This is a genomic window from Claveliimonas bilis, assembly GCF_020892095.1.
GTDB classification, from domain to species: Bacteria; Bacillota; Clostridia; order Lachnospirales; family Lachnospiraceae; genus Claveliimonas; species Claveliimonas bilis.
Genome location: NZ_AP024845.1, coordinates 1 through 13,324 on the forward strand (window position 1 = coordinate 1; position 13,324 = coordinate 13,324).

The following is a 13,324-nucleotide window of genomic DNA, read 5'->3' on the forward strand; positions in this document are numbered from 1 at the left end:
ATGACAAATACCATCTATATCCATCAGCCGGAAAAGGCGTTCAGCTTCACCCGGCTCCCGAATTTCCTCTTTGAAGCCCCCACATTCAAGCCCTTGTCCAACGAGGCAAAGGTTCTGTACGCCTTTATCCTGCGCCGGACAGAGTTATCCCGCAAGAATGGGTGGGCGGATGATTGCGGACGGATTTATCTGTACTATCCCATCTGCGAGGTGGTTGACCTGCTCCACTGTGGGCGGCAGAAAGCGGTAAACACCCTGCGGGAACTGCAATACGCCGGGCTGGTGGAGATCCAGAAGCAGGGCTGTGGAAAACCCAACCGCATTTTCCCAAAATCCTATGAAGCGGTTCCAAACACCGACTTCAAGAAATCCGGTTCTGGTACGCCGGAGGGCTGAAAACCGTACTTATGAAGTGAGGAAATCACTCCCCGGAAGTACGAAAACCGGACGGTATATAGAAATACAAAGATTAAAAAGATTTATTTATATTCTATCCATTCCAATCCTATCCGAGCTAATTTCTGCGGGATTTTCCCTGTGGAAAACCCCGGATAGGAAAGGAATGGGGAAAGGAGCAGAATGGCACAACACGCAATTTTGCGGTTTGAGAAGCACAAGGGCAACCCGGCAAGGCCGCTGGAAGCCCATCACGAAAGACAGAAAGAACAATACGCCAGCAACCCCGACATTGACACAAGCCGGAGCAAGTACAACTTTCATATCGTCAAGCCAGAGGGCAGGTACTATCATTTCATTCAAAACCGCATTGAACAGGCCGGGTGCCGAACCCGCAAGGACAGCACACGGTTTGTCGATACGCTGGTAACTGCCAGCCCGGAGTTTTTCAAGGGGAAATCCCCAAAGGAGATACAGGCGTTTTTCCAGAGGGCGGCGGACTTCCTCATTGGCCGGGTAGGACGGGAAAATATCGTGTCGGCGGTGGTACACATGGACGAGAAAACGCCCCACCTGCATTTGACCTTTGTTCCGCTGACAAAGGACAACCGCCTGTGTGCAAAGGAGATTATCGGCAACCGGGCAAACCTGACGAAGTGGCAGGACGATTTTCACGCCTATATGGTGGAGAAATATCCTGACTTGGAGCGTGGGGAGAGCGCCAGCAGGACAGGCCGGAAGCATATCCCCACCCGGCTTTTCAAACAGGCGGTTTCCCTCTCCCGGCAGGCAAGAGCCATTGAAGCCACACTGGACGGCATTAACCCGCTGAACGCCGGAAAGAAAAAAGAGGAAGCCCTCTCCATGCTGAAAAAGTGGTTCCCGCAGATGGAGAATTTCTCCGGGCAGTTGAAAAAGTACAAGGTCACAATCAATGACCTGCTGGCGGAGAATGAGAAGTTGGAAGCAAGGGCAAAGGCCAGCGAAAAAGGAAAGATGAAAGATACGATGGAACGGGCAAAGCTGAAAAGCGAACTGGACAATTTACAGCGGCTGGTTGACCGTATCCCGCCGGATATACTGGCGGAACTGAAACGTCAGCAGCGGCACACGGTAAAGGAAAGGTGATAGATATAAGCAGAAATTTTCGCCGCCTCTGTGCGGCATTGTACCTTGAAAACTGAATATGGAGGACACTGGATGGCAAAAAGTGAAAGCGATATTTTTACACCCCGAACAGGGCAGGTTATACAAGCAGAGAACGGCACGCAGTATTTTGTATGTGGGAACAACCGTATAAAAATCTCCGAACACTTCGCCGCAGGCGGGAAGCCCCTCGGTGATCTGATTGTAGATGTGGTGCGGCATACCGCAGAAAAAGCCGCTTCAACCTGATAGCCCATCATTGATAACACGCCCACGCTTATGATATAATTGCCATAGAGCAAAAGTATTGTAAGCGTGGGTTGTTTCTTTAGAAGGAGGATTTTTACGGTGAAACAACCTTACAATACTACGATTTACAACACGGCGCTTTATATGAGATTGAGCCGGGACGATGAACTGCAAGGAGAAAGCGGGAGTATTCAGACACAACGCATGATGCTCCGGCAATATGCCGCCGAGCATGGCCTGAATGTCATAGATGAATATATCGACGATGGATGGTCTGGAACGAACTTTGACAGGCCGGATTTTCAGAGAATGATTGATGACATTGAGGACGGGAAAATCAACTGCGTTGTTACGAAGGATTTATCCCGCTTAGGCAGAAACTACATTCTGACCGGCCAGTACACGGAAATCTACTTTCCCAGCAAAGGCGTCCGCTATATCGCTGTCAATGACAATGTGGACACCATCAACGGAGAGAATGAGCTTGCCCCATTCCTCAACATTCTGAATGAAATGCACGCCCGCCAGACCAGCAAAAAGGTAAAGGCGGCCATGCGGACACGGTTCGCAAATGGCGCACACTATGGAGCCTATGCTCCGCTTGGCTATGTCAAAGACCCAGATAAGAAAGGCCATCTTCTGATTGACCCGGAAACAAGGTGGATTATCGAAAAGATTTTTGACCTTGCCGTTCATGGCCGGGGAGCCGCCAGCATTACACGGATTTTGGTCGAAGAAAAAGTACCTACTCCCGGCTGGCTGAATTTCCAGAGATACGGCACTTTCGCAAATATCTATGCCGGAGCGCCGGAGGAAAAAGCCTATGCGTGGACGATAGCGCAGGTGAAAAGTATTCTGAAAGAGGAAACCTATATCGGACACAGCGTCCACAATAAGCAGACCAACATTTCATTCAAAAACAAGAAGAAAGTACGCAAGCCAAAAGAGGAATGGTATCGTGTGGAGAACACCCACGAAGCGATTATTTCCGAAGATGTGTTCCGTCAAGTACAGGAGCAGATTTGCAACAGGCGCAGACGGCAGAAGAACGGCACAACACAGATATTTTCCGGGCTGGTAAAATGTGCGGACTGCGGCTGGTCGCTGGCCTATGGTATGAACAGCCAGAACAAAAATCCCTATGCCCACTACCATTGTAGCAAGTACGGGCAAGGATTGCACCAGTGTTCCATGCACTATATCCGCTATGATGTGCTTTACGCCTATGTCCTTTCCCGTCTGCAATACTGGTCTGTGCTGGCACAGCAGGATGGGGACAAACTTCTGAAACGGCTACTTAACGCCAGCGACAAGGAACGCAATACTGCAAGGAAGCGGCAGACAGCCGAACTGAAAAAGGCGGAAAAGCGCAAAGCAGAAGTAGACACCCTGTTTGCAAAAATGTATGAGGACTGGTCTGCCGGACGCATTACAGAATACAATTTCAATATGCTGTCCGAAAAGTATCAGGGCGAACAGCGAGAATTGGACGTAAAAATTGAACGGCTTCACGAAGCGATGGAGACCGCCGCCCAGACAGCGGTTGACGCTGAAAAGTGGATAGGTCTGATGAAACAGTATGTCAATCCCACAGAATTGACGGCTGAACTTCTGAATACGCTGATTGAAAAAATCCTTGTCCATGAAGCGGTCAAAAGTGAGGACGGAAGCCGGGAACAGGAAGTGGAAATCTTCTACCGCTTTATCGGCAAAATCGAATGACACATCTTGAGATACCCAACAATATCTTTAACTAAGGGAAACGGGATTGTCGGTTCCTGATTCTGATATGTTAATCTCCATATCAGAAGCGCTTGAAACACCTGTGAGCACGTTGCTTGGAGAAACTGTTATTGAAACAGAGGTTGATAACATAAAAGCTCTTTCCGAAAAACTGGAAGCAATCAATTGGCAACTGGCTCAGAGAAAAAACATGAGAAGAAAAATTATTTGTTGGCTGCTTATTTCATTATGTACAATCATAGTAATGGTTTTTGCAGGCTTTATAATATTAAATAGTCCTTATTTAGGTTGGGATTATAGTAACCCTGAAACTGCTGTTCTTGGAGTAGCATTTCACTCATTTGAATGGTTGTTTGTCAGAATAGCACCGATTATCTTTATTATTGCAATTATTGGAATTTTCTTAACACGGAAGAAAGAATGAACTCAGGTTCTGATAACATTAAGACATAAAATAAGGAGGAACTGAACAGTTCCTCCAAATCCCCAAATTTATCTATATCCGGTTTTTATATATTCTATCAGTGCATCCACATCATCGAAATCATCATAATCACCATTTATGCCTTCACGATGATAAATCACACCTTTCTTCTCATTTCTTTCAAGGCAGTCCAAAAGGTAATCCTCACCATATCTTCTGGCAAATTCTGTAAAAGCATACGGTTTTATTTTACTTAATAAGCCTTTTGTGCATGTATCCTTGCATTCATAACAATGCTCAATTCTTTTAGAAATTGAACATTTCCTGTTTTCACACCAATCCTTATCCGGACATTCGCCCGAATCACAGCCAGAACACGTCTCATTTTCTGTGCACAAACAACAGGCAAGGCCACAGCGGGCAATTCCTAACTCTCGTTTCATAAAACACCTCTCAAATCCAGATTTTAATTTTTGTTCCTGCTATTGAAAAAATGGAATCCATCACTAAATCCCCCGAACACCAAATGTATCCGTCCATAAAGGCATATAACCGCTTCGGATCGCAACTGCCTATGATGCGATATTGGTCACTGTGATGCGATATTGGTCACTGAAACACTGTAAAATGGTATTTTCCCTTGTTTCAATATTTCAACAGTCAAATTATGTACCAATAGCGAAGCCAGTTTTTTCCCGCGAAACTCCTTTTTAACATCAATTTTACCGTTCGATTTTTAGAGAGTATAATCTTCTACTATTTTCGAACGTTTTATATCGTACAATTTTTTGTTGATATTTTCGCTCGATTTGCGTATAATAACAATATAGAAACATATCCCGAACAAAGGAGGGATTCGTATGATCATTACTGCAACTGAATTAAAAAACAATCTCGGAAAATATCTGGAAATGGCAGAATCCCAAGATATTTTCATTACCAAAAATGGAAAAAGTATCGCCCGCCTCACAAGCCCCGCTGTCAATAAGCTTGCGCTTCTGGATGACCTCGTAGGAATTGTCCCGCATGAGAAGGCAATAGATAAAAATACCATACGAGAGGCGCGGTTATCCAGACAATGAGAATACTGATTGATACTAATGTCATTCTGGATATTATCCAGAAAAGGGAACCATTCTTCACCGGTTCCTACCAGGCGCTCCGCAAGGCTATTGAAACCGATGTAGAATGTCTGCTTTCCACTTCTGCCGCCACAGATATTTTCTATATGCTCCGCAAGGCATTCCAGTCCGCACAAAAGGCGAAGGAACGGATTGAACAGCTTTCCCAGATTGTCACCTTTGCTGATGTACAGAGTGTAGATATTCATACCTCACTTATGTGTTCCATGCCGGACTTTGAAGATGCAGTTGTGGATGCCGTAGCAGAACGAAACGGTGCAAGCTATATCCTCACAAGGAATATTAAAGACTTTGCTGGTTCTTCAGTTCCGGCGATTACACCAACTGAATTTTTGAAAAAGTAACAAATACTGCCTCTCTTACCGGGTGGCAGTATTTTTATCTCCAACGTCCTCCTTCGCAGACAGTAAGCTTCGATAGGATTTATCCTTTCAAATTCTTCAAAGCAGATGGATTATTCTCCAGGATAGCTCCAACAATAGAACATCTTTCCAGCTCTGAACAGTCGCCGCAAGTATCGATTCCTTTTTTCATTGCACACTGGCGAACACCACACATACTATCACAAAATACCGTTTTAACTCCTTCAACACGGCAACCTTGACAATTGATATGCTCCGGAAGGATAGGTGCATTATTTAATTCAGCCCATAGCTTTGCTGTCTTTTTTCTCAATTCTTGATCGTCATTCATTGTTGCAAGATATGCATCGCAGTGTTCACAATCCAGTCCACAATATGCAATCATTTTATTCATTGTTATGTACCTCCTTAACTTCCAGATTACCAGGTCTTTGGATGATTATAGATATCCCATTAAGGTTATTTTCAAATTAGGATTTGCCTGTTTCCAAACTCTCTCTAAACTCTATCCAACGTTTTCTAATGGTACGATATGAAAAATTGGCATATAAGCAACTAACACGATGTGTGCAAAATCAAGTCCTGCTGATCTTTATAATTCATTACTTCCCACCATATCATATCCAAATGCGAAAAACCACACTTACTCGTGACGCGGTTCCCCATAACGTATCCAAGTGCAGTTATCTACTCTTTAATTTGTTCTTCTGAGGCAATTCATTTATTTTTGCGATTTTTCCAAACATTATATAAAATATCTTTTAGAACCAGCATCGCATCCTGCTCACTGAAATTGTATTCCTGCTTTAATTCGTCTAACATCACGTTGATTCTATGGGCATAATTAGGAATGTTTACATTTGCCTGATATTGAAGAAGAATAGGGTATTTTTTTTCCCAGGCATTTGTCCAGTTGATTTTTTCTTCGACTTCCTCACTTGTTTTAGCAATAGCGTCTTGAATTTCCTTGAAATCAATATCAAAGTCAATCAGTTCATCCAATGATACATGATAAAGAACCGCCATCTTTTTCGATTGGCGAATGTCAGGAACCGTTTCATCGGTTTCCCATTTTGAAACTGTTTGTCTGCTGACTCCAAGTTTGTCTGCTACGTCTTCCTGTGAAAGTCCACATTTCTTTCTCGCTTGAAATAAACTGTTTCCCAAACTCATTACATTTCCTCCTTACCTCTTTCGATAACTCTATTATATTTTCTGATAAGGACAATCGCTACCAATCAAAATTGCCAAATTTGCTAGTATTCTTAACATAGTAATGAATCCATTTAAACATTTTTATCAAGAATTTTTGAGACAACTCTTTAAAATCCTCCATTATTGTAAGCTCTTGTTATCACATAAGATGGTTCATAATATGCACTGCTGTTGTAATTGTCAAGCGTGTCACATATTTCATCATTATATACCCGGATCATTCCATCAATATAATCTTCCTCTGGCTGTAACGTTGACAGAATCAGCCTTGTATATACTTTCCCCATCTGTGTTTCTGATGGAATAACTTGTCAGGGAAATACTCATAAAAATTTGCAACATGCTTTCTGCGTTTTGTCAAAGCCCAGCGTTTTGCCTGCTTCTCTAAAATTGTACAGTAAAACCCGTACCCAAAATCTTTGCAAAAACCATTTTCTAAGATCTGCGGCTTCTGGACTATGACATTACTCCCATGATATAAAATCATATGCTTTTTACTCCTTTACAGATTAGGATTTGTTCTACACGCTTTTTAATAATGGACTCAGTTTCTCCGAAATATTATCAGTTCCTTTTAATCCTATCATTGGAATTAATATATTTTTTTCAGAAAGCCGACATAAAATCTTCTCCATAAATAGACCCATTCCTTTCATTTCAGTATTATTATCTGATGTTGTATCCACACCACAATTTGGCGAACGATTTGCACCTATAATACCAACAATTTCAAATCCATATCTAATATATTCTAATATTTCATAAACCACGTAATCAGCCAATCGGTCTAATTGAGTGTTGGGAATATCTTTCTTCATCTCTATACGAATACGAGTATTCTCTACCACAATGGGAGCGTCTGCTCCATAGATATTTCCTCGGTCAAGACCTAAACAGCAAAGCTCTGGACAAGGCATTTGAGCAATGCCAATATCGGCTTTCATGAAAAGTTCGATAACATTCCTAAACATGGCTGGATAAACAGCGGTTCCATCGGAAATAGAATTTTGATTTAGTAAACAATGAGCTATAAAAACAACCTTTTTACTTCTTTCATCATCAAACATAATCATTCTCCGTAAATTCAATTTTGCCAAACTATTTAGTTCATTATACCATTCGTTCATTTCCCTGTCATTTTCTTTCTTACCCAATCGAGTAGGGGAGATTTTCTCTCCCCTCTCACACCACCGTACATGCCGTTCGGCATACGGCGGTTCAACGTAACTTCAAAGCATGTCGCTCATTGTAATAGTCAAAACAGCTTACAAGCCCTGCTCTGGCTAATACTTCTTTAGAGATTGCCCTGACAACGCATGTCTTAGTCACTACCCAGTAATAGCGGTCTCCACAATACGCTGTCAGTCTTGCAAGGTCTTTTCCGATTCCAAGTTTCTGCAGTCCCCATTGCCGTTTCTTCGGCACTTTCCACTGCTTCCAGATGATAACTCTGATTCTTGTTCTTAAATGTGCGTCTATCTTTATCATCGCTGTTTTCATGGAACCAAGGGCATAGTAGTTAATCCATCCTCTTGTCGCCTGATTGATTTTCTCAATCTTGCTCGTGACTGTCCCCGGCATTTTTCTACAGGTCAGTTCTTTCAGTCTGTTTTTGAACTTCTTCACAGAGTCCTGATGGGGTCTGCACTTCCATTCATTTGTCTTACTGTCCTTGTAGAATCCGAATCCAAGATACTTCAACTTTGACGGTCTTGTGATGTGCGTTTTGGTCATATTGACCTTTAACCCCAGTTTCCTCTGTATCCAGTCTGATACCGTCCGCATCACTCTTTTGGCACTCGATTCGCTTTTGACCGCTATGACACAGTCATCTGCGTATCTTGTGAACCGGAGTCCTCTCCTCTCCAGTTCCTTATCCAATTCATTCAGCATGATGTTTGACAGCAATGGTGATAGATTTCCGCCCTGTGGGGTTCCGAGTTTGGTTTCCTCGTATCCCTGTGGCGTCATAACTCCTGCTTTTAGATACTTGCGAATTAAGGATTCTGTATCGCCATCGTTGATAATCTTGTGAACCAGACTCATCAACTTGTCCTGCGGTACGTTATCGAAAAATTTCTCCAAGTCGATATCTACTATCCACTCATATCCCTCGTTTAGGTATACAAGCAGCTGTCTGATTGCCATTTCACAGCTCCGGTTCGGTCTGAAGCCGTAGCTCCATTCCGAAAACAAAGGCTCACACATGGGGCTTATCACCTGCACGATGCCTTGCTGGATTACCCGATCCATTACAGTTGGGATTCCCAGTTTTCTCATTCCGCCGTTTGGCTTAGGGATCTCCACTCTCCTGACTGGCTGGGGCTTGTACTCCCTGTTCCTGATTTGATTCCTGATACTTTCCCAATTCTCTTTGATATAATCGCCAAGTTCTTCGACTGTTACCTCATCCACCCCTCCTGCGCCCTTATTGGCACAGACTCTTTTGTATGCAGTGTTCATGTTATCTTTGGACAGTATCTTTTCCAACAGTTCTGACATTGCCTTGTGTGCTTTCTCCTTTCCGTTTCCATGGATTTGCCCTAGGTTGTGCAGTACCTGCTCATTTACGTTTCGCCCCTCCTGCCGTCAGGTATTCCATGGAGCATACATTTGATTACACGGTTACATTGTTCAGCCCTTCAGCACTTCCCATTCCAGGGCTTTGCCTACTACGGCCTCTGCTGACTTCTCACAGTTCGTTGTTACTACTGCGGGTTTCACAGCCTGTGAGACCTCACGGGATAAGCCTGCCAGTCTTTCCTCATCTACCTGCCTGATCTACGCACATGGGTTACGGTTGCCTTTTGGACTTCACTGTCTGTAGTCAGCTTATCCGCCATGTACGCCTTATATCAGGTTTCTGTTCGTCAGGCTACGATTTCGCTATCCCTTCTTCTCGCCCACATCTCACGATGTAAACCTTGGGAGTCGCTATGGGGTTCGTTGGCAACTACGCCCCTTGTGGACTTTCACCACAGACTGACGGCATGCCCGTCATACTACGAAAAGAGAGCGGAACATCATCTGTCCACTCCCTTCCAAATACTCCACATGATTCATTACTTCATACCGCATTACAACCAAGTATGAAAAACCTCACTTATTTGTGATATGGTTCCCTATAACGTACTCAAGTGCGGTTTATATATTTAATATTCTATGCTATTCGTTCTTTACTTTTTTTCAACTCGTGCAAATATAGAGGATCGATATCAATGCACTCGTTTACATTTCTTCCTCCAGCCACATCCCATGCCAATGTTCCATTTAAAACCATACATTTATCCATAAAAATATGATACGCCTTTATTCGATCAAAAATATTAGGAGACAAATCTTTTTCTGCATGGCAGCATACAATTTTCCCATCATCAAAATATACATCCACAGTATAATCTTCGTACGGTATTACCTGAACCACAGTTGGAATATATTCTAACATTACAGCGCCTCCTTCATATTTAAACCAAAGGATTGATTCTGTTTAACGGTTTCCCATCTTTTGCAAGTTCCCAGTTTTGCATTAATTCATCCTGATGGATCACACACCATGCCAACACAAGTTTCAGTTGCCTTGATGGCAATGCTCCCTGCAAAACACAGACATCATTTATGTCGATCAGAGCCTTTTTCCCATTATACTCCACATGAAAGTGGGGTGGATTATGGTCATCATAATACATAGTAATCCTTATTCCATAAAACAAAGCAATTTCCGGCATACATATACCTCCACCTTAACAGCTCACTTCTTTAATCTTACATACGATTAACTTTATTATAGCTTAGACATCATATTGTGTACAGATAAATTAGGATTTGTACTGACGATATTTTTTTGAATTTATCTTTGGTATTATAATGGATAGAATAATCATTATTGCAATTATACCAAGTCCAACACATAAAATATAATCATTGTGATTAAAGCTACCATATAATAAAAGAAATGCTCCTATTCCACAGAAAACAACACATTTTCCAAACAAATGACATATTGCTTTCTCATTGTATGTTGCTTTTTCTTCTCTACTCATTGTATTCCATCCGGCAAGAAACCAAGTGCCCTTTTGATTATAAATATTCACGCCCCATACTACTGCCCCCAAAGAAATTGCCAATGTAAGGACTATCTCAAAGAAATTCATACTTTCAACTCCTTTCATAAAAACACTTTGACAAGTTCCGATCTGTCAACCTTGTTTTTCCATTTTTATTACTTCACGTTATATCATACCCAAATGCGAAAAAACTCATTTATTTGTGATATGGCCCCCTATAACGTACTCAAGTGCGGTCTAACAAAAATCAACAATAATAACTTATCTCTCCAAAATATGCAAACCATTTCTGAATAATATCAGCACTTCGTGCCTCAATCATTCTCATAATATTCCGCAACGTATGTGAAGGTATTCTTGAATTATTATTGCAGAGCAGACAGTTCCCTGCGCTGGTAATCCATACCTTTGTTGCATTTTCGGAAGGCTTTCCTTTTGCGATATGTACATGGATCGGTTCAACAGGTTTATTCTCATTTGTCCAGAAATAAATCCAGTATTCTCCCATTCTAAAGATTTGAGGCATTCTCAAAGCCCCCTTCCTGAGAGAATTCAATAATAAGATGAGCAGTTGATCTTATTATCTCTTCGAATTGCTTAATCTCTTCCTCCGAAAAATGGTAAATATCTTCCCATGTGTAATCGGGGAGCCAGCATGCAGCATGTTTAAATCCATATTTTTCATCTGGTCTCTCAATATACACTTTAACTCTTCCATTATCCTGCATATCAGAATGAACAATTTCCGTTTCATCGTTCAATGTCATAAAAGGATACATCATATCAGCATTCCTCCCTACTTCTTATACGCTACTATTATATCCCATTAAGAATATTTTCAATTAGGATCTGCCATACAAACCGGAAACCGAAAACTAAAACTCATACTTTGTTCCATGTGAAAGTAACAGTCCCTCGGTTAATTCTACACATAAAATTATAGTATTCTCATCATCAAAATTATTATGTCCATTGTCGATCCACTCAGAAAATACTTTTTTTAATTTCTCGGCAATCCGATAATTTTCCTCTTTCCCGAAATATCCCAAATTGATACTCTTTCCATGTGCCGTGAACCATTCACCAGCTATTGCAACAGTAGAGTTGCTTTCCATATGCCTCATTTTATTTGAAAGTGCATATGTAATAATATAAAATGCACCGTTCTCATAATAAGCATTTACATAACGTACAAAAGGCACCTCATTTTCTACTGTTGCCAATGCAATAATGGTATCTTTTCCAAATCGTTCCGCCATTATTTTTTCAACATCTTCACTTAATTTTTTCACAAAGTCATCTCCCTTACCAATTAGGATTTGTCGACCTAGTTTTACTTCATTATACCATTCGTTTATTTCCCTGTCATTGTCTTTCTGCCCCATACGAAAAGAGAGCGGAACATCATCTGTCCAACTCCCTTCTAAATACTCCTCATGATTCATTACTTCATACCATATTACAACCAAATACGAAAAACCGTCCTTATTTATGATATGGCTCTCCATAACATATCCAAATGCGGTTATCTGCTTTTTAAAACCCTCCATTATTATAGGCTCTTGTTATTACATAAGACGGTTCATAATATGCACTGCTATTGTAATTATCAATCGTATCGCATATTTCATCATTGTATACTCGGATCATTCCATCGATATAATCTTCCTCTGGCTGTAACGTTGACAGAATCAGCCTTGTATACACCTTGCCCATCTGTGTTTCTGATGGGATCTCGTCTACTAGTTCTAAATCCACATCCGTTATATCAAAATTTCCCTTTTCCAGCTTATACTCTTCAATCCATTCATCTTCAATTTTAAGGGGATTCTCACAGTGAAGTACATTAGCCAGGCTAATCAGACGCACCCACTCATCTTTCGCTATAGAATTAACAACATATTTGTTTTTCTGATGTAATTTCCTTGCTACACGTTCTATCATATAACATAAAAAATAAAGATCATTCTCGGTTATTTGCTCTTCCGGGAAAAATTTATTTATCATAGCGAATAACTCCCTTCGAATTTGATAGTCTGTAATGCTTTCTCCGTACAAAATACAATCTGATGTGTCGGATACTTAAACTTAACCAGTTCCCAGAACGCCTCTTTCGAAATTCGTTCAGCCATATAGTCCTCAACATAATCCCAGATTGTATCATCCGCCATCGGGCCCTCGACAACATCATAATCATGTTTTAAGCCAATCCGGCAGCTTACTACAAACTGTAGCCACTCCTCTGTCATCTCACTAAACTTTTTAATATTCAGGCTCTTATCGGGTGAATACTCATAAAAATTTACAATATGCTTTCTTCGTTTTGTCAAAGCCCAGCGTTTTGCCTGCTTTTCTAAAATTGTACAGTAAAACCCGTAACCAAAATCTTTATAAAAACCGTTTTCCAAGATCTGCGGTTCCTGGACTATAACATTGCTTCCATGATATAAAATCATATACTTTTTACTCCTTCACGAATTAGGATTTGTATTTTCTCACTCGTCTTCTTTTTTATTGTTTCTACTGACATTCGTGCTTAATAATAAAATTCCAGAGAATAAAAATAATATCCAGATTATTATA

Annotated in this window: 23 protein-coding genes; 7 read left to right on the forward strand and 16 right to left on the reverse strand. The window is 41.3% G+C overall.

The annotated features are described in order from the left end of the window. The 5 genes from EUBC25_RS00005 to EUBC25_RS00025 all read left to right on the forward strand — a co-directional run bounded on the left by EUBC25_RS00005 (position 1) and on the right by EUBC25_RS00025 (position 3,958). The gene (locus EUBC25_RS00005; protein ID WP_002588752.1) at positions 1 to 396 is read left to right on the forward strand and encodes a replication initiator protein A; all 396 of its coding nucleotides are present in this window, start codon (positions 1 to 3) and stop codon (positions 394 to 396) included. Between the two features lie 183 nt (positions 397 to 579). After that, entirely contained in the window at positions 580 to 1,524 is a 945-nt protein-coding gene (gene mobV / locus EUBC25_RS00010; protein WP_002334814.1) for a MobV family relaxase, read from the forward strand. Between the two features lie 72 nt (positions 1,525 to 1,596). Beyond that, entirely contained in the window at positions 1,597 to 1,791 is a 195-nt protein-coding gene (locus tag EUBC25_RS00015; RefSeq protein WP_002334813.1) for a hypothetical protein, read from the forward strand. A gap of 144 nt (positions 1,792 to 1,935) precedes the next feature. After that, the gene (locus EUBC25_RS00020) at positions 1,936 to 3,513 is read left to right on the forward strand and encodes a recombinase family protein (RefSeq protein ID WP_154410947.1); all 1,578 of its coding nucleotides are present in this window, start codon (positions 1,936 to 1,938) and stop codon (positions 3,511 to 3,513) included. 46 nt (positions 3,514 to 3,559) lie between these two features. Continuing rightward, the gene (locus EUBC25_RS00025; protein WP_331471486.1) at positions 3,560 to 3,958 is read left to right on the forward strand and encodes a hypothetical protein; all 399 of its coding nucleotides are present in this window, start codon (positions 3,560 to 3,562) and stop codon (positions 3,956 to 3,958) included. A gap of 68 nt (positions 3,959 to 4,026) precedes the next feature. Here EUBC25_RS00025 and EUBC25_RS00030 read toward each other — a convergent pair whose 3' ends face one another. Together EUBC25_RS00030 and EUBC25_RS15065 are read right to left on the reverse strand one after the other, a co-directional pair. Next, complete coding sequence (locus EUBC25_RS00030; RefSeq protein WP_230106221.1) at positions 4,027 to 4,401, reverse strand: DUF3795 domain-containing protein; 375 nt, start codon at positions 4,399 to 4,401, stop codon at positions 4,027 to 4,029. A 146-nt stretch (positions 4,402 to 4,547) separates the two neighbouring features. Further along, positions 4,548 to 4,634 carry a hypothetical protein gene (locus tag EUBC25_RS15065; RefSeq protein ID WP_416386690.1) on the reverse strand — a complete coding sequence of 29 codons (87 nt, stop codon included), beginning with the start codon at positions 4,632 to 4,634 and terminating at the stop codon, positions 4,548 to 4,550. Between the two features lie 184 nt (positions 4,635 to 4,818). Between EUBC25_RS15065 and EUBC25_RS00035 the strand changes: the two genes are divergently transcribed. After that, positions 4,819 to 5,040 carry a type II toxin-antitoxin system Phd/YefM family antitoxin gene (locus EUBC25_RS00035; RefSeq protein WP_230106222.1) on the forward strand — a complete coding sequence of 74 codons (222 nt, stop codon included), beginning with the start codon at positions 4,819 to 4,821 and terminating at the stop codon, positions 5,038 to 5,040. After that, positions 5,037 to 5,444: a PIN domain-containing protein gene (locus EUBC25_RS00040; RefSeq protein WP_230106223.1), complete on the forward strand. Its 408-nt coding sequence runs from the start codon at positions 5,037 to 5,039 to the stop codon at positions 5,442 to 5,444. Before EUBC25_RS00035 ends, EUBC25_RS00040 begins: the two co-directional genes overlap by 4 nt. Positions 5,445 to 5,523: 79 nt before the next feature. Here the strand turns inward: EUBC25_RS00040 and EUBC25_RS00045 are convergent, their stop codons facing one another. The 14 genes from EUBC25_RS00045 to EUBC25_RS00110 form a co-directional block, all read right to left on the reverse strand. After that, positions 5,524 to 5,856 carry a DUF3795 domain-containing protein gene (locus EUBC25_RS00045; RefSeq protein WP_230106224.1) on the reverse strand — a complete coding sequence of 111 codons (333 nt, stop codon included), beginning with the start codon at positions 5,854 to 5,856 and terminating at the stop codon, positions 5,524 to 5,526. 323 nt (positions 5,857 to 6,179) lie between these two features. Beyond that, a complete protein-coding gene (locus EUBC25_RS00050) occupies positions 6,180 to 6,635 on the reverse strand; it encodes a helix-turn-helix transcriptional regulator (protein WP_230106225.1) in 456 nt (151 codons plus the stop codon). Positions 6,636 to 6,784: 149 nt separating this feature from the next. Beyond that, positions 6,785 to 6,964, reverse strand: a complete 180-nt coding sequence (locus EUBC25_RS00055) for a hypothetical protein (protein WP_311135880.1) — start codon at positions 6,962 to 6,964, stop codon at positions 6,785 to 6,787. Further along, complete coding sequence (locus EUBC25_RS14955) at positions 6,940 to 7,164, reverse strand: DUF3990 domain-containing protein (protein WP_311135881.1); 225 nt, start codon at positions 7,162 to 7,164, stop codon at positions 6,940 to 6,942. The genes EUBC25_RS00055 and EUBC25_RS14955 overlap by 25 nt, the downstream gene beginning before the upstream one ends. 34 nt (positions 7,165 to 7,198) lie before the next feature. Next, entirely contained in the window at positions 7,199 to 7,744 is a 546-nt protein-coding gene (locus tag EUBC25_RS00065; protein WP_230106226.1) for a CD3072 family TudS-related putative desulfidase, read from the reverse strand. Positions 7,745 to 7,895: 151 nt separating this feature from the next. Further along, on the reverse strand, positions 7,896 to 9,179 hold the full coding sequence (ltrA, locus tag EUBC25_RS00070; protein WP_230106227.1) for a group II intron reverse transcriptase/maturase: 1,284 nt from the start codon (positions 9,177 to 9,179) through the stop codon (positions 7,896 to 7,898). Positions 9,180 to 9,837: 658 nt separating this feature from the next. Further along, positions 9,838 to 10,122, reverse strand: coding sequence for a DUF2442 domain-containing protein (locus EUBC25_RS00075; RefSeq protein WP_230106228.1), 285 nt, complete (start codon positions 10,120 to 10,122; stop codon positions 9,838 to 9,840). 19 nt (positions 10,123 to 10,141) lie between these two features. After that, entirely contained in the window at positions 10,142 to 10,402 is a 261-nt protein-coding gene (locus EUBC25_RS00080) for a DUF4160 domain-containing protein (protein WP_070089257.1), read from the reverse strand. A 90-nt stretch (positions 10,403 to 10,492) separates the two neighbouring features. Continuing rightward, on the reverse strand, positions 10,493 to 10,828 hold the full coding sequence (locus tag EUBC25_RS00085) for a DUF3784 domain-containing protein (RefSeq protein ID WP_230106229.1): 336 nt from the start codon (positions 10,826 to 10,828) through the stop codon (positions 10,493 to 10,495). A 160-nt stretch (positions 10,829 to 10,988) separates the two neighbouring features. Then, positions 10,989 to 11,267 (reverse strand): DUF4160 domain-containing protein, encoded by a 279-nt coding sequence (locus EUBC25_RS00090; RefSeq protein ID WP_230106230.1) that lies wholly within the window; start codon positions 11,265 to 11,267, stop codon positions 10,989 to 10,991. After that, on the reverse strand, positions 11,251 to 11,523 hold the full coding sequence (locus EUBC25_RS00095; protein WP_230106231.1) for a hypothetical protein: 273 nt from the start codon (positions 11,521 to 11,523) through the stop codon (positions 11,251 to 11,253). Before EUBC25_RS00095 ends, EUBC25_RS00090 begins: the two co-directional genes overlap by 17 nt. Positions 11,524 to 11,616: 93 nt before the next feature. Further along, positions 11,617 to 12,000, reverse strand: a complete 384-nt coding sequence (locus EUBC25_RS14960; RefSeq protein ID WP_276535540.1) for a pyridoxamine 5'-phosphate oxidase family protein — start codon at positions 11,998 to 12,000, stop codon at positions 11,617 to 11,619. A 277-nt stretch (positions 12,001 to 12,277) separates the two neighbouring features. Continuing rightward, positions 12,278 to 12,748 carry a hypothetical protein gene (locus tag EUBC25_RS00105; protein WP_230106232.1) on the reverse strand — a complete coding sequence of 157 codons (471 nt, stop codon included), beginning with the start codon at positions 12,746 to 12,748 and terminating at the stop codon, positions 12,278 to 12,280. After that, a complete protein-coding gene (locus EUBC25_RS00110; protein ID WP_230106233.1) occupies positions 12,745 to 13,197 on the reverse strand; it encodes a DUF3990 domain-containing protein in 453 nt (150 codons plus the stop codon). Before EUBC25_RS00110 ends, EUBC25_RS00105 begins: the two co-directional genes overlap by 4 nt. Positions 13,198 to 13,324: the final 127 nt, after the last annotated feature.

What these genes read in the sequence shown, in the direction of transcription:
- EUBC25_RS00005 (WP_002588752.1), top strand. Translation starts at nt 1, where the DNA reads ATGACAAATACCATCTATATCCATCAGCCGGAAAAGGCGTTCAGCTTC.
- mobV (WP_002334814.1), top strand. Translation starts at nt 580, where the DNA reads ATGGCACAACACGCAATTTTGCGGTTTGAGAAGCACAAGGGCAACCCG.
- EUBC25_RS00015 (WP_002334813.1), top strand. Translation starts at nt 1,597, where the DNA reads ATGGCAAAAAGTGAAAGCGATATTTTTACACCCCGAACAGGGCAGGTT.
- EUBC25_RS00020 (WP_154410947.1), top strand. Translation starts at nt 1,936, where the DNA reads ATGAGATTGAGCCGGGACGATGAACTGCAAGGAGAAAGCGGGAGTATT.
- EUBC25_RS00030 (WP_230106221.1), bottom strand. Translation starts at nt 4,401, where the DNA reads ATGAAACGAGAGTTAGGAATTGCCCGCTGTGGCCTTGCCTGTTGTTTG.
- EUBC25_RS00035 (WP_230106222.1), top strand. Translation starts at nt 4,819, where the DNA reads ATGATCATTACTGCAACTGAATTAAAAAACAATCTCGGAAAATATCTG.
- EUBC25_RS00040 (WP_230106223.1), top strand. Translation starts at nt 5,037, where the DNA reads ATGAGAATACTGATTGATACTAATGTCATTCTGGATATTATCCAGAAA.
- EUBC25_RS00045 (WP_230106224.1), bottom strand. Translation starts at nt 5,856, where the DNA reads ATGAATAAAATGATTGCATATTGTGGACTGGATTGTGAACACTGCGAT.
- EUBC25_RS00050 (WP_230106225.1), bottom strand. Translation starts at nt 6,635, where the DNA reads ATGAGTTTGGGAAACAGTTTATTTCAAGCGAGAAAGAAATGTGGACTT.
- EUBC25_RS00055 (WP_311135880.1), bottom strand. Translation starts at nt 6,964, where the DNA reads ATGGGGAAAGTATATACAAGGCTGATTCTGTCAACGTTACAGCCAGAG.
- EUBC25_RS14955 (WP_311135881.1), bottom strand. Translation starts at nt 7,164, where the DNA reads ATGATTTTATATCATGGGAGTAATGTCATAGTCCAGAAGCCGCAGATC.
- EUBC25_RS00065 (WP_230106226.1), bottom strand. Translation starts at nt 7,744, where the DNA reads ATGTTTGATGATGAAAGAAGTAAAAAGGTTGTTTTTATAGCTCATTGT.
- ltrA (WP_230106227.1), bottom strand. Translation starts at nt 9,179, where the DNA reads ATGTCAGAACTGTTGGAAAAGATACTGTCCAAAGATAACATGAACACT.
- EUBC25_RS00075 (WP_230106228.1), bottom strand. Translation starts at nt 10,122, where the DNA reads ATGTTAGAATATATTCCAACTGTGGTTCAGGTAATACCGTACGAAGAT.
- EUBC25_RS00080 (WP_070089257.1), bottom strand. Translation starts at nt 10,402, where the DNA reads ATGCCGGAAATTGCTTTGTTTTATGGAATAAGGATTACTATGTATTAT.
- EUBC25_RS00085 (WP_230106229.1), bottom strand. Translation starts at nt 10,828, where the DNA reads ATGAATTTCTTTGAGATAGTCCTTACATTGGCAATTTCTTTGGGGGCA.
- EUBC25_RS00090 (WP_230106230.1), bottom strand. Translation starts at nt 11,267, where the DNA reads ATGCCTCAAATCTTTAGAATGGGAGAATACTGGATTTATTTCTGGACA.
- EUBC25_RS00095 (WP_230106231.1), bottom strand. Translation starts at nt 11,523, where the DNA reads ATGATGTATCCTTTTATGACATTGAACGATGAAACGGAAATTGTTCAT.
- EUBC25_RS14960 (WP_276535540.1), bottom strand. Translation starts at nt 12,000, where the DNA reads ATGGCGGAACGATTTGGAAAAGATACCATTATTGCATTGGCAACAGTA.
- EUBC25_RS00105 (WP_230106232.1), bottom strand. Translation starts at nt 12,748, where the DNA reads ATGATAAATAAATTTTTCCCGGAAGAGCAAATAACCGAGAATGATCTT.
- EUBC25_RS00110 (WP_230106233.1), bottom strand. Translation starts at nt 13,197, where the DNA reads ATGATTTTATATCATGGAAGCAATGTTATAGTCCAGGAACCGCAGATC.